The organism is Flintibacter porci (assembly GCF_041925195.1).
GTDB classification, from domain to species: Bacteria; Bacillota; Clostridia; order Oscillospirales; family Oscillospiraceae; genus Lawsonibacter; species Lawsonibacter porci.
This window is the reverse complement of record NZ_JBHEVB010000011.1, coordinates 65,195-83,425: the sequence shown is the minus strand read 5'-3', so window position 1 is coordinate 83,425 and position 18,231 is coordinate 65,195. Positions and strand designations below refer to the sequence as shown.

Annotated in this window: 14 protein-coding genes, 1 tRNA gene and 1 rRNA gene; 12 read left to right on the top strand and 4 right to left on the bottom strand. The window is 53.2% G+C overall.

The genetic code is table 11. From position 1 onward, the window contains the following. Nucleotides 1-39: 39 nt before the first annotated feature. Nucleotides 40-155, top strand: a 5S ribosomal RNA gene (gene rrf / locus ACEVJL_RS12355). A gap of 126 nt (nucleotides 156-281) precedes the next feature. Then, nucleotides 282-1,631, top strand: a complete 1,350-nt coding sequence (locus ACEVJL_RS12350) for a GH25 family lysozyme (RefSeq protein WP_374738042.1) — start codon at nucleotides 282-284, stop codon at nucleotides 1,629-1,631. 44 nt (nucleotides 1,632-1,675) lie between these two features. Here the strand turns inward: ACEVJL_RS12350 and ACEVJL_RS12345 are convergent, their stop codons facing one another. Continuing rightward, a complete protein-coding gene (locus ACEVJL_RS12345) occupies nucleotides 1,676-2,533 on the bottom strand; it encodes an amidohydrolase family protein (protein ID WP_374738041.1) in 858 nt (285 codons plus the stop codon). Nucleotides 2,534-2,700: 167 nt separating this feature from the next. Further along, nucleotides 2,701-4,245, bottom strand: coding sequence for a sodium:solute symporter family protein (locus ACEVJL_RS12340; protein ID WP_374738040.1), 1,545 nt, complete (start codon nucleotides 4,243-4,245; stop codon nucleotides 2,701-2,703). A gap of 270 nt (nucleotides 4,246-4,515) precedes the next feature. Between ACEVJL_RS12340 and ACEVJL_RS12335 the strand changes: the two genes are divergently transcribed. Together ACEVJL_RS12335 and buk are read left to right on the top strand one after the other, a co-directional pair. Next, nucleotides 4,516-5,418 carry a bifunctional enoyl-CoA hydratase/phosphate acetyltransferase gene (locus ACEVJL_RS12335; RefSeq protein WP_302667408.1) on the top strand — a complete coding sequence of 301 codons (903 nt, stop codon included), beginning with the start codon at nucleotides 4,516-4,518 and terminating at the stop codon, nucleotides 5,416-5,418. 33 nt (nucleotides 5,419-5,451) lie between these two features. After that, nucleotides 5,452-6,528, top strand: coding sequence for a butyrate kinase (gene buk / locus ACEVJL_RS12330; RefSeq protein ID WP_374738039.1), 1,077 nt, complete (start codon nucleotides 5,452-5,454; stop codon nucleotides 6,526-6,528). A 37-nt stretch (nucleotides 6,529-6,565) separates the two neighbouring features. Here the strand turns inward: buk and ACEVJL_RS12325 are convergent, their stop codons facing one another. Further along, the gene (locus ACEVJL_RS12325; protein ID WP_302667409.1) at nucleotides 6,566-7,339 is read right to left on the bottom strand and encodes a phosphoenolpyruvate-utilizing N-terminal domain-containing protein; all 774 of its coding nucleotides are present in this window, start codon (nucleotides 7,337-7,339) and stop codon (nucleotides 6,566-6,568) included. 373 nt (nucleotides 7,340-7,712) lie between these two features. Here ACEVJL_RS12325 and ACEVJL_RS12320 point away from each other — a divergent pair, with 373 nt between their 5' ends. The 3 genes from ACEVJL_RS12320 (at nucleotide 7,713) to ACEVJL_RS12310 (ending at nucleotide 10,767) form a co-directional block, all read left to right on the top strand. Then, nucleotides 7,713-8,897 (top strand): pyridoxal phosphate-dependent aminotransferase, encoded by a 1,185-nt coding sequence (locus ACEVJL_RS12320; protein ID WP_235398307.1) that lies wholly within the window; start codon nucleotides 7,713-7,715, stop codon nucleotides 8,895-8,897. Between the two features lie 219 nt (nucleotides 8,898-9,116). Then, a complete protein-coding gene (pyk, locus tag ACEVJL_RS12315) occupies nucleotides 9,117-10,550 on the top strand; it encodes a pyruvate kinase (RefSeq protein WP_302667410.1) in 1,434 nt (477 codons plus the stop codon). 142 nt (nucleotides 10,551-10,692) lie between these two features. Beyond that, nucleotides 10,693-10,767 (top strand) — tRNA-Thr (locus tag ACEVJL_RS12310). Between the two features lie 98 nt (nucleotides 10,768-10,865). Here the strand turns inward: ACEVJL_RS12310 and ACEVJL_RS12305 are convergent. Beyond that, entirely contained in the window at nucleotides 10,866-12,191 is a 1,326-nt protein-coding gene (locus ACEVJL_RS12305) for a glucose-6-phosphate isomerase (protein ID WP_374738038.1), read from the bottom strand. Between the two features lie 163 nt (nucleotides 12,192-12,354). Between ACEVJL_RS12305 and ACEVJL_RS12300 the strand changes: the two genes are divergently transcribed. The 5 genes from ACEVJL_RS12300 to ACEVJL_RS12280 all read left to right on the top strand — a co-directional run bounded on the left by ACEVJL_RS12300 (nucleotide 12,355) and on the right by ACEVJL_RS12280 (nucleotide 18,140). Further along, nucleotides 12,355-13,209 (top strand): MurR/RpiR family transcriptional regulator, encoded by an 855-nt coding sequence (locus ACEVJL_RS12300; protein WP_020990021.1) that lies wholly within the window; start codon nucleotides 12,355-12,357, stop codon nucleotides 13,207-13,209. Between the two features lie 302 nt (nucleotides 13,210-13,511). Further along, on the top strand, nucleotides 13,512-14,549 hold the full coding sequence (locus ACEVJL_RS12295) for a zinc-binding dehydrogenase (RefSeq protein ID WP_008982820.1): 1,038 nt from the start codon (nucleotides 13,512-13,514) through the stop codon (nucleotides 14,547-14,549). A gap of 65 nt (nucleotides 14,550-14,614) precedes the next feature. Continuing rightward, the gene (locus ACEVJL_RS12290; RefSeq protein WP_008982819.1) at nucleotides 14,615-15,484 is read left to right on the top strand and encodes a class I fructose-bisphosphate aldolase; all 870 of its coding nucleotides are present in this window, start codon (nucleotides 14,615-14,617) and stop codon (nucleotides 15,482-15,484) included. A 30-nt stretch (nucleotides 15,485-15,514) separates the two neighbouring features. Further along, entirely contained in the window at nucleotides 15,515-17,053 is a 1,539-nt protein-coding gene (locus ACEVJL_RS12285; protein WP_374738037.1) for a xylulokinase, read from the top strand. Between the two features lie 49 nt (nucleotides 17,054-17,102). Then, nucleotides 17,103-18,140, top strand: a complete 1,038-nt coding sequence (locus ACEVJL_RS12280; protein ID WP_008982817.1) for a DctP family TRAP transporter solute-binding subunit — start codon at nucleotides 17,103-17,105, stop codon at nucleotides 18,138-18,140. The last annotated feature ends 91 nt before the right edge of the window (nucleotides 18,141-18,231 follow it).

Below are 18,231 nucleotides of genomic sequence, written 5' to 3'. Positions count from 1 at the left end.
GAAGTTTTCTTTGCTTACTTTCTTTTTCGAAGGAAAGTAGTTGGTGTTGATTAGGGCGAGGGTCCACCCGTTCCCATTCCGAACACGGAAGTTAAGCTCGCTTCTGCCGAAAATACTTGCCTGGAGACGGGCCGGGAAGATAGGTAACGCCAACACAAAAAGGACGAACAGTTTTGTTCGTCCTTTTTCTTTTCCAGAATTACCTATTGTACCAGAAAGCGACATTTGATATAATAATTCCGTCTGATTATCGTAAACCCAAAATGGAGGTAAAAAGCAAGATGAATTGGAAGAAATTTGAACGGCGAGCCGCTGCATTGGCTTTGGCTGCCGTAGTGGGGGTCCAGCCTGTTCTGGCAGGATCCTATAAACTTACTGTGCCTTCCGGCTATACCAGTCCGTTTATTGATGTGCAGAAGGGTGACTGGTACTACAATTACGTAGCGGTCCTTAATAGCATGGGCATTATTGATGGCTATGGAAATGGATATTTTGGAGCTGATGACCCCTTAAGCGCAGGAGCGGCTCTGGTCATGGTTCTGAAGGCTGCGGGAAGCGGAACGATTGCCGCGACAGACAGCCACTGGGCCAGCGGCTATGCAGATTATGCAGTGTCCAAGGGCTATCTGACCAGCGAAGAGATCGGCGATGATTTGGATGGAGATATGCCTCGTATCTTGGTTGCCCGTCTGGCCGCCAAAGCGCTGGGGCTGAGCCCGTCGGAGAGTAAATCCCCCTTCTCCGATGTTGACGATGGCTATTTGACTGCTCTTTATGAGATGGGAATCGTCACCGGCAGCACAGAGAATGGAAAGACCGTTTTCCTGCCGGACAAGCCGATCAGCCGTGCAGAGATCAGCGTAATCGTGTGGCAGATCGACCGTGTACATACTTACGGAAAGCAGATTTTGTTCCAGAACACCTATTATGATATTTTAGACGGTGTTCCCGTGAATTCCTATGATAACAAATACTTCTTAAAGGGATCCGACGGCTATATGACCTACACGGAGCCGGGGGTAGAAACAGAACTGGGAATTGACGTATCTGTCTATCAGGGTGAGATCGACTGGCAGAAGGTGGCCGACGCCGGCATCGATTTTGCAATTATCCGCGTGGGATATCGCGGTTATGGCAGTGAAGGCAAGATGATGCCGGATAAGTATTTCACTCAGAATATCCAGGGTGCCTTGGATGCCGGACTGGATGTAGGCGTGTATTATTTCTCTCAGGCCATCACTGTGGAGGAGGCTCGGGAGGAGGCCGCATATGTCATTGAGCAGGTAAAAGATTATGACCTGACCTATCCGGTGGTCTTCGACTGGGAGCGCCAGAACTATGCCGGTTCCCGTACACAGACAGTGCCCAGCGTGAGCACCATGTGTAAGATGGCCAATGCCTTCTGTGAGGATATCACGGCTGCAGGTTATGAGGCCATGGTCTACTTCAATCCCTCTGAAGGGTATAAGCAGTACGACCTGAGCCAGCTGATGGACTATCCCTTCTGGCTGGCCCAGTATAACAGCGTTCCTACGTTCTACTATGACTTCGATATGTGGCAGTATACCTCCACTGGTCGTGTGCCTGGCATTTCCGGCAACGTGGATATTAACCTGCGTTTCTTCCGATAACAAAACAGAGCGTCATAACTGCTTGCAGTTATGACGCTCTGTTTTTAGATTTCAGGGAATTGCAGCAGCTTTTGAGCATTTCCGCCCAGAATCGCGGCTTTTTCTTCTTCGGTAAACGGCAGAGAGCGGATGCGCTCCACACCCTGAGATTGGTCGCCCCAGGGGCTGTCCGTACCGAACAGGAAGCGGTGGGGGCCAAAGGTGTGGACCATGCGCAGGAACTGTTCCTGGCTGAGCATAGGCAGATCTTCGGGCTTATAATAGCCGTCATCCAGGGCATGGAGGGTGCCCAGAGAGTAGGAGGTGTCCAGATAGACCGGAGCATCCGCCAGAAGAGCCTCTGCCTCGTCCCAGTTACGCCAGCCACCCATGTGGGCCAGAATCAAAGTCAGAGGGCCAACTTCCTTGACCGCGTGCTGGACCATGGCGGGAGTGACCCGCACCCGGCCGGGGAAGCCTACGTCCAGGCCGGAGTGGGTGAGCACAATGAGGCCCAGCTCAGCGGCCCGGTCCAGAATACGCAATGTGCGGATGTCGTCAAAATCCACGTCCTGGTAGACGGGGTGGAGCTTGATGCCCTTCAGGCCCAGCTCCTTTACCCGGGCCAGCTCGGCGCGGTAGTCGTCGTAATCAGGATGGATACAGCCAAAGGAGAAGATCCCGGTCTGCGCAAACTGTTCATTGATGCGTGCGGAGCTGTCATTGATGTGCAGCACCTGCTTGGGGCTGGTAGCCACAGGCAGTACCACCGAATAATTTACCCCGGCTTTGGCCATGGAAGCAATCAGACCGCCGTTGGTGCCGTCCACATAGGATTTTGTGTGGGACATCTGCTCCAGCTTGGGAATAGTGGTGGAGGCCAGCTTGTCCGGGAACGTATGGGTGTGGATATCAATGATCATAATATCAACTCTTTCTTTGCGGGAAAGCCCCGTATGATTTTAAGTCAGCGGCGAAAAGCAGGCCGTATGATATCCTCCATAGGATACCACACGGCTCTGACTTTGAACATGGTGTTTCTTGCCCAAGAAATGGAGTTTTTGGCCCAAATTTTAAGAGAAAATAAAGATTATTCCCGCTCGCCCAGTGCTTGACGCTGGCGGACCAGAACTTTGCGGTCATAGCAGGAGAAGGCCGCGTCCACGAGATTTTTGTCCGGCTTTGGGGTAAGCAGGGATACCACTGGGACAATAACCAGACCGGACAGCATGCAGAAAGCGCCGGCATTGATGGGAGACTGGAGAAGTGTGGGGAAGTGGTCGCCCACAAAGATATTGGCCAGCATAAAGATTGTAGAAAACAGGAAGCAGACCCAGCAGGCCCCGCGGGTGGCCTTCTTCCAGTATAAGCTGTAAAGGAAGGGGGCCAGGAAGGCTCCGGCCAGAGCGCCCCAGCTCACGCCCATGAGCTGGGCAATGAAGGTGACACTGGAGCGGTACTGGATGATAGCCAGTACCACAGAAATGGCGATGAAGAGCACAATGAGTCCCCGCATGACCAGTACCTGGCTTTTCTCGTCGTTCTCCCGGATCACTCGCCCTTTGAGTACATCCAGGGTCAGGGTAGAGCTGGAGGCCAGCACCAGGGAGGAGAGGGTGGACATAGAGGCGGAGAGCACCAGAATGACCACTACGGCGATGAGCACGTCGGACAGGCCAGAGAGCATGGTGGGAATGATAGAGTCATAGCCGTTGGCAGCTACATCCACCTGGTCGGAGAAGAGCCGACCAAAGCCGCCCAGGAAATAGCAGCCTCCGGCCACGATGGTGGCAAAGACGGTAGAGATGACAGTGCCGGTGTCGATGGCCTTTTCGTCTTTGATGGCATAAAACTTTTGTACCATCTGGGGCAGTCCCCAAGTGCCCAGGGAGGTGAGCAGCACCACCCCCAGCAGATTGAGGGGATCTGGGCCAAAGAAGGAGGCAAATACGCCGGGGACGGAGGAGACCTGAGGATCATTCACCTGAGCCAATCCCTCCAGAGCGGCCAGAAAGCCGCCCTGACTGTTGAGAACTGCAGCGATGACGGCACAGATGCCAAAGATCATGATGATGCCCTGGATAAAGTCGTTGATGGCGGTGGCCATATAGCCGCCGGCAATCACATAGATCCCGGTAAGAATGGCCATGACCACGACACAAACGCCGTAGTCGATGTCAAAGGCCATGCCGAACAGGCGGCTCAGGCCGTTATACAAGCTGGCGGTATAGGGAATGAGAAAAATAAAGATGATCACCGAGGCGGCCACCTTCAGCTTCTGGGAGCCAAACCGCTTGCCGAAAAACTCCGGCATGGTGGCGCTGTCCAGATGCTGTGTCATGATGCGGGTGCGGCGTCCCAGCACCACCCAGGCCAGCAGAGAGCCAAGCAGAGCGTTGCCGATGCCCGCCCAGGTGGCAGCGATGCCGTATTTCCAGCCAAACTGTCCTGCATAGCCTACAAAGACCACAGCGGAGAAGTAGCTGGTGCCATAGGCAAAGGCAGTGAGCCACGGGCCGACAGAGCGGCCGCCCAGCACAAAGCCATTGACGTTGGTAGCGTGGCGGCGGCAGTAGAGACCGATACCCACCATGACGGAAAAGAAGATTAGAAGAAGCCCTACCTTGATTGCCATCGTTTCACCCTCTTATAGGGAAAAATATCTCCCTTGTTTTATTACGTTAAACTGTAACGCATAAAAGCGATAAAGTCAAGAGAAAATTGTGGCCGCCTGAGGGTGCGCTTTATTTGGAGAAAGAATAAATGGGGCAAATCTGTTGCTTTAACGCGGAAAATCAAAGTTTCTCTATACTTTTTTTCAAAAAACTGATAGAATAAACCCAAGAAAAATGTTGTCCCGCAGGGACCGGAGGCGGAGCGTTCCGCCGGTTGGGAGGAATTTGATATGGAGATCTCCGGATTCCAGCAGCTCAAACAGGATCTGAAGCATATTCCGCCAAAGGCCGCCGTGGTAGCCGCGGCCCATGAGGAACATACACTCCAGGCAGTACGCAAGGCCCAGGAGGATGGACTCATCCGTCCGGTTCTGGTGGGTGACGCCGCCGAGATCCAAAGGCTGACCCAGGCCATGGGCTGGCAGGTGCCTGAGGAAGATGTGGTGGATGAGAAGGATGAGGCAGGATGCGCCCGCCGGGCGGTAGAGCTGATCCGTCAGGGGCGGGGCAGCCTGCTCATTAAGGGAATGCTCCAGACCGGAACCCTGCTCAAAGAAGTGGTGCGCCACGGCACCGGGATCCGGGAGAGCGCAGTGCTTTCCCACGTGGCCATTCTGGACGTGCCCGCCTACCATAAGCTGATGTTTATTACCGATGGCGGTATGGTGGTAGCTCCCGACCTGGAGCAGAAGCGTGCGATTTTGAATAACGCCCTGGGCCTGTGCCGCTTTTTGGGATATGATCAGCCTAAGGCGGCGGTGCTGTGTGCGGTGGAGACGGTGAATCCCAAGATGCAGGAGACGGTGGATGCCGCCGCCCTGAAAGAAGAGGGGGCGGCAGGAGCCTTTGGAGACTGCCTGGTGGAGGGACCCATCTCTTTGGACCTGGCTACCGACCGGGAGGCGGCAGCCATCAAGGGATACCACAGCCCGGTGGCCGGAGACGCGGATATTTTCCTGGTGCCCAATATCACCGCAGGCAACCTGCTGGGTAAGTCCCTGTATGGCCTGGCGGGGGGCGATATGGCCGGGTTGGTGCTGGGGGCGTCGGTGCCCATCACCATCAACTCCCGGGGTGCTACTCCGGCGGAAAAATACGATTCCATCCTCATTGCGGCCGCCATGGCCCGGTGAGCGGCATACCAGTTGCAGTAGGAGGCGACGCATATGGCCTATCGTTTGTTAGTACTCAACCCAGGCTCCACCAGCACCAAGGCGGCGATTTATGAGGATGAGCACCAGCTGGCGGTGAAAAGCATGGTGCATACCAATCAGGATTTGGCTCCTTATCCCACCCTGTACGACCAGCTGGATTACCGGGTGGCCCTGGTGCGGCTTTGGCTGGCCCAGGAGGGCTTTGACCTGTCCACCCTGTCGGCCGTGGTGGGCCGGGGCGGCATCATTCCCCACATTGTAGCGGGAGGCTATCAGGTGGACGACGCGCTGGAGGACTGTCTGCGCCATCATACTGCCTTTGACCACGCTTCCAATCTGGGAGGACTGATGGCACGGGCCTTTGCTAAACCCCTGGGGATTCCTGCGTATATCTATGATGCAGTCACCAGCGACGAATTGTTGCCTGAGGCCCGTGTCACCGGCTTTAAGGAGGTCACCCGTACCAGCTTCTGCCACGTGCTCAACGCTCGGGCTACCTCCCACAAGTACGCGGAGACGCTGGGACGTAAGTATGAGGATATGAATCTGGTGGTGGCCCATCTGGGTGGAGGAATCTCCATCTCTGCCCACAGCCATGGCCGGATCATTGACTCGGTGTCGGACGATGCCGGTCCCTTCTCTCCGGACCGGTCTGGCAGCCTCAATATGCTCTACGTGGTGGATATGTGCTACTCCGGCAAGTACACCAAGCCGGAGATGCTGAAAAAGCTGCGAGGTGAGGGCGGTATGTCTGCTCTGTTGGGTACCCACGACTGTCAGGAGATCGAGCGCCGGATTCAGAAAGAAGACGAGTGGGCCGCGCTGGTGTATAAGGCGCAGGCTCTGCAGATTTCCAAGGGTGTGGGTATCATGCTGGGCTGCTTTACCGAGCTCATCGATGCGGTCATCCTCACCGGCGGCCTGGCAAACTCCAAGATGCTCACCGGTATGGTCATCGATTACCTGCACAACCTGGTCAAGGTGGTGGTCATCCCGGGAGAAAACGAGATGGAAGCGCTGGCTCTGGGCGCTCTGCGTATTCTCCGTGGAGAGGAGCGGGTCCACGAGTTCCGCAGCCCGGAAAAATAAGAAAAGGACCGCCTCGGCGGTCCTTTTTTGATCTGCGTTATTCGATTGCCGCAGCTACGGCCTGGTCTTCCCGGCGCTGAAGATAGCGGGGGACATGGAGTCCCAGCTGTCGGAACACCTCAGGTTCCGGATCAACATACAGGCACTGGCTGAAGCCGTCCAGGATGGCGGGATGTTCATCCCAGATGGGGGTAATGTTTGACTGAGCCAGGCCGGGGATCTTCATAGCCCGAAGAAGCATGGCGGTGTGGCTGTCCACGCTGCCGTGCCAGGTGACCAGGCCCAGCAGCTTGCGCCGGTCCAGTGCCAGTATTTCACTGGGCAGCAGCTCGTCGGAAACCAGAATGGCAGGCTTTTCACCCAGAGGATCAGGGGGCTGAATATCCAGCAGACAGCGGATCAGATGGTTGGAGATATCCCGGATGTCGGCGCCCCGGGCCTGCATGTAGGGGCTGTCCATATCGGCAAAGGCGGTAGCAAAGCTGTTGCCTGCGGTTTGTACCGCATATTCCGCCGTAGTATGTTGGTTGGAAAGAACGGAAAGGATGCTCTCCACAAAGGAAGTGTCCTCCAACAGCATGGCGTGGATGGAAAAAATCGAGGCGGCCTGAATGCCCACATCCCGGGCGGCCTGCTCATAGAGCTTGGACAGCATTACAATCGAACGCTGCTGGGCGGCACGGAAGCGGTGGATCTCCTCGTCCTGGGAGCGATGGGAGACGGAGGCCAAAGGGAAGGGATGGCGGGTATAGAAATGCAGGGGTCCGGCGGCAATTTGATTTTGAATCGATCTTCCAACGATGATTTGCATGGAGATGCCCCCTTTCCAGGAAAGTCTGAGTCGATGTGGCTTCTGCGGCAGCAATGCTGCGGCAGCTTGGAACAGGCGGCCGGAAAAATCTGCGCGTTTGTTGTATATTGATTATAATGACAAATGAAAAATTTGTAAATTGGTAAAATAGCACAAGGACAGATGTAAATATTTTGAAAATAAAAGTTTGCATAGGGAAATTGAAAGAAATAGCGAGAAATAATGGAAATTATCCGAGATGAAGGCGAAAAAAAATCAACGCTTTACAGTGCTAAACAGGCGTGCTATAATAAAGCACAATGAAAAGACACCCGGACAAAATGCGACATGCTGTCCGGCGCGCCAATGAATTTATTTCCAGGAGGTTTGTCCCATGGTTTCCAAACGTATGCTGCAGTTGGGCACGGCCCGTTCTGTGATCCGGGAGCTGTTTGAGTACGGCAATCAGCGGGCCAAAGAGGTTGGCCGGGAGAATGTGTTTGATTTTTCTCTGGGCAACCCCAGCGTTCCTGCGCCCGACGCAGTGAATGAGAATGCCATCCGCATCCTGCAGGAGCAGCCGGAAGTGATCCACTGCTACACCAGTGCTCAGGGTGATGCCGCTGCCCGGCAGCGTTTTGCCGACTCCCTCAACCGCCGTTTTGGAGGAGACTATACAGCCGACCAGTTCTACATTACCGTGGGTGCGGCGGCCTCCCTGTGCTGTGTGTTCAACGGCCTGACCTGCCCCGGAGATGAGTTTATCGTCTTTGCCCCCTACTTCCCCGAATATAAAGTGTTTATCGAGGGAGCGGGAGCCAAGATGGTGCTGATTCCCCCGGAGATCGAGCACTTCCAGATTGATTTTGATGCCTTTGAGAAAGCAATCACCCCCAACACCAAGGGTGTGGTGGTTAACTCCCCCAACAACCCCTCCGGTGTGGTCTATTCCCGCCAGACTCTGGAGCAGCTGGCTGCCATCCTGGAGAAGAAGGAGGCGGAGTATGGTCACCCCATCTATCTGATCTCCGATGAGCCTTACCGGGAGATCGCCTTTGCCGGGGTAGAGGTGCCCTGGATCCCCCATATCTACAAAGACACCATTGTGTGCTACTCCTTCAGTAAGTCGCTCTCCCTGCCCGGCGAGCGTCTGGGCTATGTGTTGGTGCCCGGCCAGGTCACCGACAGCAAGGAGGTCTATGCCGCTGTGGCCGGTGCGGGACGCTCTCTGGGCTATGTAAACGCCCCCAGTCTGTTCCAGCAGGTCACTTCCCTGTGCTGTGACATGACCAGCGATCTGTCGGTGTATGAGAAGAACTGTGAGCTGTTGGTGAATTCCCTGCGGGAGATGGGCTACCACGTGGCTCAGCCCGGCGGTGCGTTCTATCTCTTCCCCCGTTCTCTGGAGTCCGATGACATGGCATTCAGCGAGCGGGCCAAGCAGTTTGATCTGCTGCTGGTGCCCGGTTCCGGCTTTGGTGCGCCCGGCCACTTCCGTTTGGCCTACTGCGTGCAGACAGAGATGATCCAGCGGGCTCTGCCCAAGTTTAAGGCTCTGGCAGACTCTTACCGCGGCTGAAATCGTTTATAACTGGAAGACACAGGTAAAAAACAGGCAAAGCAGGCAAAGCAGGTGTGAAATTTCCTTACTTTCACACGGCTTTGCCTGATTTTTTTTGGAAACGGAAATCATTTTTATCCATTTCACCGCTAGCCAAAGCGGCTGTCATCAGGTATGATAATGGCGTAATAGAAGAAGATAAAAGAAACGTCCCTAAAGGAATGGAGGAACGAAAACATGCTGAGAAAGACTAAGATCATTTGTACTCTGGGCCCTGCGGTCGAGAGCGAAGAAATGATGCGTAAGCTGATCCGTGCTGGTATGGATGCGGCTCGCTTTAACTTTTCCCACGGCGACCATGAGGAGCACCTGGGCCGTCTGAACAAGCTGAAGGCGGTGCGGGATTCCATGAGCCGTCCCGTGGCTACCATTATGGACACCAAGGGTCCTGAGATCCGTATCAAGAGCTTTGACGTGAAGAGCATCAGCCTGGAGGCCGGTGATACCTTTACCCTGACCACGGAGGACGTCGTGGGCAACGGGGAGCGGGTGGCCGTGACCTATCCCAAGCTGCACGAGGAAGTAAAGCCTGGAATGGAGATCCTCATTGATGACGGTCTGGTGGCCCTGCGGGTAGAGGAAATCCAGGGCGCTGAGATCCGCTGCACCGTGGAAAACGGCGGCACTCTCTCTGCCAACAAGAGCATCAACATCCCCGGTGTGCATATCCACCTGCCTGCGCTGACTGAGAAGGATATCAGCGACATCCAGTTTGCGGTGGAGAACGACTTTGACTTCATTGCCGCTTCCTTCATTCGTCGGGCCGATGACGTGCGCTCCATCCGCGAGGTGCTGCACCGCTTTGGCGGAGATAACATTCAGATCATCTCCAAGATCGAGAACCAGGAGGGCGTGGACAACATCGACGAGATCCTGGAGGTCTCCGACGGTATCATGGTGGCCCGCGGCGACCTGGGCGTAGAGATCCCCGCTGCCAAGGTGCCCGTGCTCCAGAAGCAGATTATCCGTAAGGGTCTGCGCTCCGGCAAGCCCATCATCACTGCTACTCAGATGCTGGATTCCATGATCCGCAACCCCCGTCCCACCCGTGCTGAGGTGTCCGACGTGGCCAACGCCGTTTTTGACGGCACCAGCTGCGTGATGCTCTCCGGCGAGACCGCCGGCGGCAAGTACCCCCTGGAGGCTTTGACCGCCATGGTGGGCATCGTGGAAGAGGCTGAGCAGTCCATCAATTATTGGCGTCAGTTCCAGAAGCACCGCATTACTCCCGAGCCCAACATCAACGACGCCATCACCCACACCTGCTGCCTTACCGCTATGGACCTGAACGCTACCGCCATCCTGGCCGCCACCAACTCTGGCCGTACCGCCCGGATGATCTGCCGGTTCCGTCCTTCCTGCCCCATTGCGGCCCTCACCATGCAGGAGAAGGTCCGCCGTCAGCTGGCTATCTGCTGGGGCGTGTATCCCTTCCTCACCGGCGAGGTCAACTCCACCGACCGCATTTTCTCCCTGTCTGTGGAGTGTGCCCTGAAGGAGGGCCTGGTGAAGAACGGCGACACCGTAGTTATCACTGCCGGTGTGCCTCTGGGCCGCAGCGGTTCCACCAACCTGATCAAGGCTCAGATCGTGGACGAAGATATGCTGTAAAAAGAACTGAGTTTCTTCAAAGGCGCCATCTTTTTGAAGATGGCGCCTTTTTCCCATTTGCAGGGGAAAAGCCTTGACTTCCGAGGGAAAGTCCGGTAAAATATAATCCGCCTATTCAAGCTCCTTGGAGCAGGAACAAGGCGCTACTGTGGCTCAATGGCAGAGCATCTCACTCGTAATGAGAAGGTTGTGGGTTCGATTCCCACCAGTAGCTCCATACCGGGGCAAAGCTTTGCTTTGCCCCGGTATTTTTGTGTATTTTTTGGTGAGACAAGAACTTTTTAATGACTTTCTCTTTTAATAGAAAAGACAAAATCAAAGCTTTGCTTCCAACTGGGTACGGAGCCCCTCGTAGCCAGGCTTTCCCAAAAGAGCATACATATTGTTCTTGTAGGCTTCTACACCAGGCTGGTTGAAGGGATTGATCTGGAGTAAGTGGCCGGACAGCCCACAGGCCAGTTCAAAGAAATAAATCAGGTAACCCACAGAGTGTTCTGAAATTTGAGGCATTTGGATGCGAATATTAGGCACTCCTCCGCTGACATGGGCTAAGATGACTCCATGCATTGCCTTTTGTGCCACGTAGGACAGGGATTTACCGGATAGATAGTTTAATCCATCTACATTATCCGGATCATCAGGAATTATAATTTCTCCGCGAGGAGCAAACTGTACAACCGTCTCAAACATGAGCCGTTCGCCTTCCTGAATATATTGGCCCATAGAATGCAGGTCAGCGGTGAATTCTACACTGGCAGGGAATAAGCCTTTGTTTTCTTTGCCTTGACTCTCACCATAGAGCTGTTTCCACCACTCGGCAAAAAAGCGGAAGCTAGGTTCATAGCCGACCAAGAGTTCGATCTTTTTTCCTTGATCGTAAAGCGCTTGACGGGCTGCGGCATATTTCCATACGGGGTTGTCCATACCGGGAGCAGCGAGTTCTTCCATTGCCAGCTTAGCACCCTCCATGAGGGCTTGAATGTTTACTCCGGCTACCGCAATTGGGAGCAGGCCAACCGGGGTTAAGACAGAAAAGCGACCGCCAATTGCATCGGGAACAACAAATTCCTCATAACCTTCGGCATCGGCCAGCCCTTTCAGCGCTCCTTTGCTCCGATCCGTTGTAGCATAGATTCGTTCCCGAGCTCCTTCCTTTCCGTATTTCTTTTCCAACATCTCTTTAAAAATACGGAAGGCCACTGCCGGTTCGGTTGTCGTACCGGATTTGGAAATGACATTCACAGAGAAGTCACGGTCACCAATTAAAGCGATAGTTTCCAGCAGCGCATCGGTAGACATGCCGTTGCCGGCAAAGAAAATGTCCGGAGTATCTTTCTTTTTCAGATTATAATTGGGGGACTGAATAAGCTCAATGACAGCTCTGGCACCTAGATACGAGCCGCCAATTCCGACCACGACCAATACCTGAGACTGCTGCTGTATTTTTTTGGCGGCAGCTTGGATGCGGTCAAACTCTTGAGTATCAAATTCTTTGGGATAGTGAATCCAACCGGTATAATCTCCACCAGGACCAGTGTGGGTATTGATCCATTCGGAAGCTTGGCGGAGTCGGTCTTCATAGTGAGCGAGAGCACCGTCAGGTAAAAAGGATTGAAGCTGCGAAACGTCCAGAGATAACATGACAATAACCTCCTGTAAAAATATTTACGGTGAAAGCCGCGGTTTGATGCCGTGGCTTTTATCGTCGTGGGATTGATTGGGCACAATTAGTGGTTGCATAAGCGAAAACACTTGTGCTAGAATGAATTTAAATGTGCAACTTATACAGAAAGAAGTGAGAGCGATGGATAAAGAAAAATGTTTGTCGCGAATCTCTCAAAAATGCGACAGCGAGGATTCTACCCAGGTTGAGCGAAAGATTGCGCTCTATATTCGAGAGCATATGGAGGAAGTGCTGCATTGCACTTTATTGGAGCTGGCTGATCAAATCGGAGTCAGTGATGCCTCGGTGGTGCGTTTCTGTAAAAGCATTGGTTATAAGGGGTTTCAGGATTTTAAGATCAGTGCTGCTCTGGAAACTGTTCCAAGCACGCAGCAGTATCATCCGGCTTTAACGAAGGATGATAGTACAGAGAGTATTTGCCAAAAAATATTTGCATCCGAAACCAGTGCGCTCACCAAAACGCTTCAAAATTTGAATATTCAGATTATTGAGCAGGTGGCTGGGATCCTATCTACTGCCCGCCGCATTCTTCTTTGTGGGACAGGTGGCAGTCAGGTAGTGGCCCGGGATGCGCAGCACAAGCTGCTGAAGGTGGGAATTCATGCCAGTGCGGTAGAAGATAAGGATATCCAATTGATGGAGGCGTCTTTATTGGAGCGGGAGGATGTACTGGTTGCTTTTTCCCACTCAGGAAATAATGTACATACACTAAGAGCCGTAGAGCTTGCCAGACAAAATCGGGCAACTATCGTTGTACTTACTTCTTCTGGAAAAACGCAGTTGGCCCAGGAGGCAGATTATACACTTACCACAGTGAGTGAACCTACCATATTTTCTTCTGAATCAGGAAGTACGCGGCTAGCGCAGCTTGCAGTCATTGACTGCCTGGTAGCAGTGATTGCCTTTCAAAATTATGATAAGTCGTTTCGAGCGATGTATCGAACTCGGGAAGCTACATCAGAAAATAAAAGCTGATTGCACTCTAGTAGCCGTAAAGAGTAGTTCTCTAATGCATATGTTTGTAGTAAAATTTCTTCTTAAAAGATTCTTAAACTACAAAATAATGGAAGGGACTAACAAATATTATAAATTGATGCCTTTAAAATTGCAATATTAAGCTTGCTTTTCGTTAAAATAGATAAAACGAGAAGTAGAATTTACTCATAACGACGAAATTCTCCTTGCATACTTGAAGTTTTTCTACGAGCATGCTATGATGCTGCCAGAGTTAGGAAATATAGCTCGCTAAAATTTGTAAAACAAGGAGAGAGGTTCAGATGAGAGCAGTTGTACTTTCCGGTCCGAATCAGTTTGCACCTGCAGACATTCCCAAGCCGGAAATCGGCCCGGACGAGATCCTTCTGGAAATGAAGGCCGCCGCCATCTGCGGTACCGATATGCGTATCCTTACCGGTAAAAAGACCAAGGGTGTACGGTATCCCTCCGTCATTGGCCATGAGTTTTGCGGAATCATTGCGGAAGTTGGTTCTGATGTAAAGGGATATGCGGTAGGAGAGAAGGTAGCGGTAGCAAACGTGATCCCCTGCCATCACTGCAGCAGCTGCCTGCGGGGCAGAACCAATGCCTGCCTGGATCGTAAGGCAATCGGGTACGAGTTCGACGGCGGATTTGAAGAGTATATCCGCATCCCTGCTATCTGCATTGAAAATGGCAATGTAGTAAAGCTTCCCGAGCATGTATCTTTTGCGGCTGGTGCACTGATTGAGCCCCTGTCCTGCTGTATCCGGGGACTGAAGAATGCCGGCACTGGATTTAATGATGATGTGCTTATCGTAGGCGCGGGTCCGATCGGTCTGTTCCATCTGCAGCTGGCCAAGATTGCCGGTGCCCGTAAGGTGATCGTCAGTGAGCCCAATGAGGCCCGCCGTAAGGTGGCCCAGGAGCTGGGAGCTGACTTGGTGGTAGATCCTACAACGGAGGATCTGGCAGCCATTGTTGACCGGGAAACCAACGGCCAGGGCATGGATGTCATCATGATGGCCATCGGCGTGCCTGCTCTGGTGAACTCCACCCTGAAGCTCTGCAAGCGCGGCGGAACAGTCAATTTGTTTGCTGGATTTGCCGGAACCGGTGAGTCCACGGTGGAAGTGAACACCATCCACTACGGTGAGATTAACGTCAATGGCAGCACCGCCTACAAGCTGGAAGATTATCTTGCTGCTGCGGAGATGATCAAGAGCGGTAAGATCGATGCCGATAAGATTGTGACCCACAAGTTCAAAATCGAGGACTTCCAGAAGGCGTATGACGTTTGTGTAGCCGGTACCGGTCTGAAAGTGGTAATTGAGCCCTGAATTTCCGGAAGAGCAGCCCGATGATGAAACTTTAAATGATTTGATTCAGAAAGGAAGTATCTGAAATGAGCAATATTGGACTTGGTAAGAAAGTTCGTATGTCCCGCATGGTCAATCCTGTCAGCAACAAGATGATGGCTATCACTGTGGACCATGCGATCTCCCGTGGTATCGCCCCTATGCATGGCCTGCATGACATCCAGTCCACCATCGACAAAATTGTGGCTGGTAAGCCTGACGCCATGACGGTTACTCCCGGTATTTTGAACCAGTGCTGGGATGCTCAGAAGAACCGCGATGTGGCTATCCTGTGCAAGATTTCCAACTACAGCCCCGTGGCTCCCACTCAGGATACCATCTTCGGTACCGTGGATGAGGCCATCTCTCTGGGCGCTTCCGGTGTCTCCATGGGCGCTATGACTCTGGGTGACTATCAGGGCGTTCAGTTCGAGGCCATCGGCCGCTTCGCTGCCGAGTGTATGCAGAAGGGCATGCCTCTGATCGGCCATGTGTATCCCAAGGGCGAGAGCGTTCCTGTGGATCAGAGAACCTCCTGGGAGAACATCGCTTACTGCATCCGTTCCGCCTGCGAGATGGGCATGGACATCGTGAAGACCACCTACTGCGGCAACCCCGACGCTATGGCGAAGGCTCTGTCCACTGTGCCCAGCGATTTCCGGGTTGTGATCCAGGGCGGCGACGCTCCTGCTGGTCTGGATGAGGCCGGCAAGCTGGACCATTTCCTGACCATCACCCGCGAGGCTATGGACTGCGGCGTAGGCGGCGTTACCATGGGACGCTTTGTGTGGGAGTACAAGGACGTGACCGCTCTGGTGGTTGCTCTGCGTTATCTCATCCACCATGGTTACTCTGTTAAGGAGACCAAGGAGCTGCTGGCCCAGTTGGAGAACGACAAGAACTACGACCAGTTCTAACTAAAAAATTGGCAAAAGGGAGGAATCACCGTGGAAGAAGTGTATCTCCTGGGCGCAGATATTGGTACCTCCAGCATTAAGGTCACTGTGATTGATCAAAACGCCAAGTTTGTGGCCCAGGAGAGTGCTACCTATCGCTTGATCAATCCGGATCAAGTATCGATTCAGATTGATACGGCTGATATGTGGAATGCGTTCACCGGATGCGTTGGCTCTCTGGTCAGTAAGCACAAGGTAGATCCTGCCAAGATCAAGGCCATCGGCATTTCAAGTTTGTGTCCCGGCCTGGCGGCCTTCGACAAGGATGGCAATGTGTTGGTTGATCCGATTATTTATTCCGATCGACGTAGCACCGAAGAAGCGGAGATCTTCCGGGAGAAGATTGGGACGCAGCGGCTGTTTGAAATCACGGCCAATAGCCCGATGGCCGGTGCTATGTCCGGCACATCTATGCTTTGGATCAAACGGAACCTGCCGGATATTTATGAACGTACCTATTGTTTTGGTCATGTGAATACCTTGATGGCTTACATGCTGTGCGGGAATTTTGCTATCGACCATTCCAATGCATCCTATACCCTGCTCTATGAAACGACTGGACGGGGAGTCTGGTCTGAAGAGATCTGTGAAAAGATCGGTATTGATATGAAAAAACTCCCCCCGCTGCATCGCTCTACGGATGTAGTCGGAACACTGATCCACCCTGTTCTGCTGGCAATGGGTCTCCCCGCCGACACGAAGATCGTGATCGGCGGCGGAGATACCGCCTGTGCCACTCTGGCTGCCGGTGTAGTAAGACAGGGAGATGTGTGTGAATCGGTTGGCACGACCAATGTGCTGACCGTCTGTGTGGAACAGCCCAAGTTCTCCCCCAACTTCATTAACCGCCGTCATGTGGTGGATGGAGCCTGGATCTATCAGGGGGCTATGTCCCACACGGGATCATCCTATCAATGGGTGTACGACAACTTTTATCAGGATTATAAGGATTACCCCTCGGTTACCGGCAAGAAGGGCATGATGCTCATGAACGATGACGCCGAGCAGGCAGAGCCAGGGGCGGACGGGCTGGTTTTCCTTCCTTATATGATGGGAGAGAGAAGCCCTGTGTGGGATCCTTATGCCAGAGGAATTTTCTTTGGCCTGTCCCTGAAGACGACCCGCCGGGAGATGAACCGGGCGGTGCTGGAGGGCTGTGCCTACGGACTGCGTCAGCTCATTGAGATGGTAGAAGAGGTTACAGGAGAAAAACTGACCCACTTCTCGTCCATTGGCGGCGGCGCAAAGAGCAAAGTGTGGGCTCAGATTAAGGCAGACATCACCGGCCGGGACATTACGGTACTGGACATGAACGATATGGCTCCCGTAGGAGCAGCTTTGCTGGCCGGTGTAGGTGCAGGAATCTTCAAGGATGTGTATGAGGCCTCTGCAAAAGTAGAAAAAACTGTTTATATGGAAATCAAACATTCCGATGCATATAACGACGTGTACGACCGTCGCTATCGGGTGTATACAGGTTTGTATCCTAGCATTCACCAGCTTTATAAAGTAAATCTTGGCATGAAGTGATCAGTGACAAGTGATTTATGGAAAAAGGAATGAAAAGGAGTAAGAAAAGATGAAGATGAAAAAGTGTCTCAGCCTGGTACTGGCAGCGGCCATGACCTTCACTCTGGCCAGCTGCGGCGGCAACGGCGGCAGCGGTGGCGGTGAGGGCGGCGAGTCCAAAGTCTCTCTGAACGTCAGCGTTCCCGATGCTGACAACTCCTATATCTATGCTGCAGCTCAGGAGTTCAAGAGCCGCGTGGAAGAGTACTCCAACGGTAGCATTGAACTGACCATCTATCCCAACGGTTCTCTGTACGGCGGCGACGGCAATGCGGCTATCTCCTCTGTGGGTAATGGCTCTCTGGATATTGTGATTCTGGCCGCTTCCCTGTATGCCAGCTTTGATCCCAGCTTCTTTGTGCTTTCTGTACCTTACCTGTTTGATGACGCGCAGCAGCTGCAGGATTACCTGAACAGTGACACCGGTGTGGATCTGTTCAACCGTGTAGAGAGCATGGGTATTACCTGCCTGGGCCGCTGGACCCGCAGCTTCCGTCAGGTGACCAATAATGTGCGCCCCATTACCTGCCCTGCCGATCTGGAAGGTCTGACTCTGCGTACTCCCAGCAACTCTTTGTATGTGGAATTCTTTGATGCGTGCGGCGCCAACGTGAACCCCATGAACTTCAGTGAGGTTTATAACGCCCTGCAGCTGAACACTCTGGACGGTCAGGAGAATCCTGTGGACGTGCCTGCCACCAACAACTTCTACGAGGTTCAGAAGTACATTTCCGCCACCAACCACATTGCCGATGCGTGGGTTGTGGGCATGAACAGTGCCAAGCTTTCCGGCCTGTCTGAAGATCAGCAGAATGCCCTTCGTCAGGCTGCCGAGGAGTGCCAGCAGTGGTATGTGGATTATCAGGCTGAAAAGGACGGCGAGATGCTCCAGCTGCTCACCGACAATGGTATGGAGTACAACGAGCTCACCGAGGAAGGGTTCAACCAGTTTGTAGAGATTTCCCAGAGCCTGTATCCCACGTTCAAGACCCTGGTCGAGAATGACGAGCTGTTTGACACCACCGTAGAGTTCTGCGGCAAGGCCTGATATCCCAGTTTCAAAAGCGTTCCATCATTGGATTTTGCCGATGCGGAGAAGCCCTCCGGCTTCTCCGCATCGCTGTAAAAGAGAAAACTAT

What these genes read in the sequence shown, in the direction of transcription:
- ACEVJL_RS12350 (WP_374738042.1), top strand. Translation starts at nt 282, where the DNA reads ATGAATTGGAAGAAATTTGAACGGCGAGCCGCTGCATTGGCTTTGGCT.
- ACEVJL_RS12345 (WP_374738041.1), bottom strand. Translation starts at nt 2,533, where the DNA reads ATGATCATTGATATCCACACCCATACGTTCCCGGACAAGCTGGCCTCC.
- ACEVJL_RS12340 (WP_374738040.1), bottom strand. Translation starts at nt 4,245, where the DNA reads ATGGCAATCAAGGTAGGGCTTCTTCTAATCTTCTTTTCCGTCATGGTG.
- ACEVJL_RS12335 (WP_302667408.1), top strand. Translation starts at nt 4,516, where the DNA reads ATGGAGATCTCCGGATTCCAGCAGCTCAAACAGGATCTGAAGCATATT.
- buk (WP_374738039.1), top strand. Translation starts at nt 5,452, where the DNA reads ATGGCCTATCGTTTGTTAGTACTCAACCCAGGCTCCACCAGCACCAAG.
- ACEVJL_RS12325 (WP_302667409.1), bottom strand. Translation starts at nt 7,339, where the DNA reads ATGCAAATCATCGTTGGAAGATCGATTCAAAATCAAATTGCCGCCGGA.
- ACEVJL_RS12320 (WP_235398307.1), top strand. Translation starts at nt 7,713, where the DNA reads ATGGTTTCCAAACGTATGCTGCAGTTGGGCACGGCCCGTTCTGTGATC.
- pyk (WP_302667410.1), top strand. Translation starts at nt 9,117, where the DNA reads ATGCTGAGAAAGACTAAGATCATTTGTACTCTGGGCCCTGCGGTCGAG.
- ACEVJL_RS12305 (WP_374738038.1), bottom strand. Translation starts at nt 12,191, where the DNA reads ATGTTATCTCTGGACGTTTCGCAGCTTCAATCCTTTTTACCTGACGGT.
- ACEVJL_RS12300 (WP_020990021.1), top strand. Translation starts at nt 12,355, where the DNA reads ATGGATAAAGAAAAATGTTTGTCGCGAATCTCTCAAAAATGCGACAGC.
- ACEVJL_RS12295 (WP_008982820.1), top strand. Translation starts at nt 13,512, where the DNA reads ATGAGAGCAGTTGTACTTTCCGGTCCGAATCAGTTTGCACCTGCAGAC.
- ACEVJL_RS12290 (WP_008982819.1), top strand. Translation starts at nt 14,615, where the DNA reads ATGAGCAATATTGGACTTGGTAAGAAAGTTCGTATGTCCCGCATGGTC.
- ACEVJL_RS12280 (WP_008982817.1), top strand. Translation starts at nt 17,103, where the DNA reads ATGAAGATGAAAAAGTGTCTCAGCCTGGTACTGGCAGCGGCCATGACC.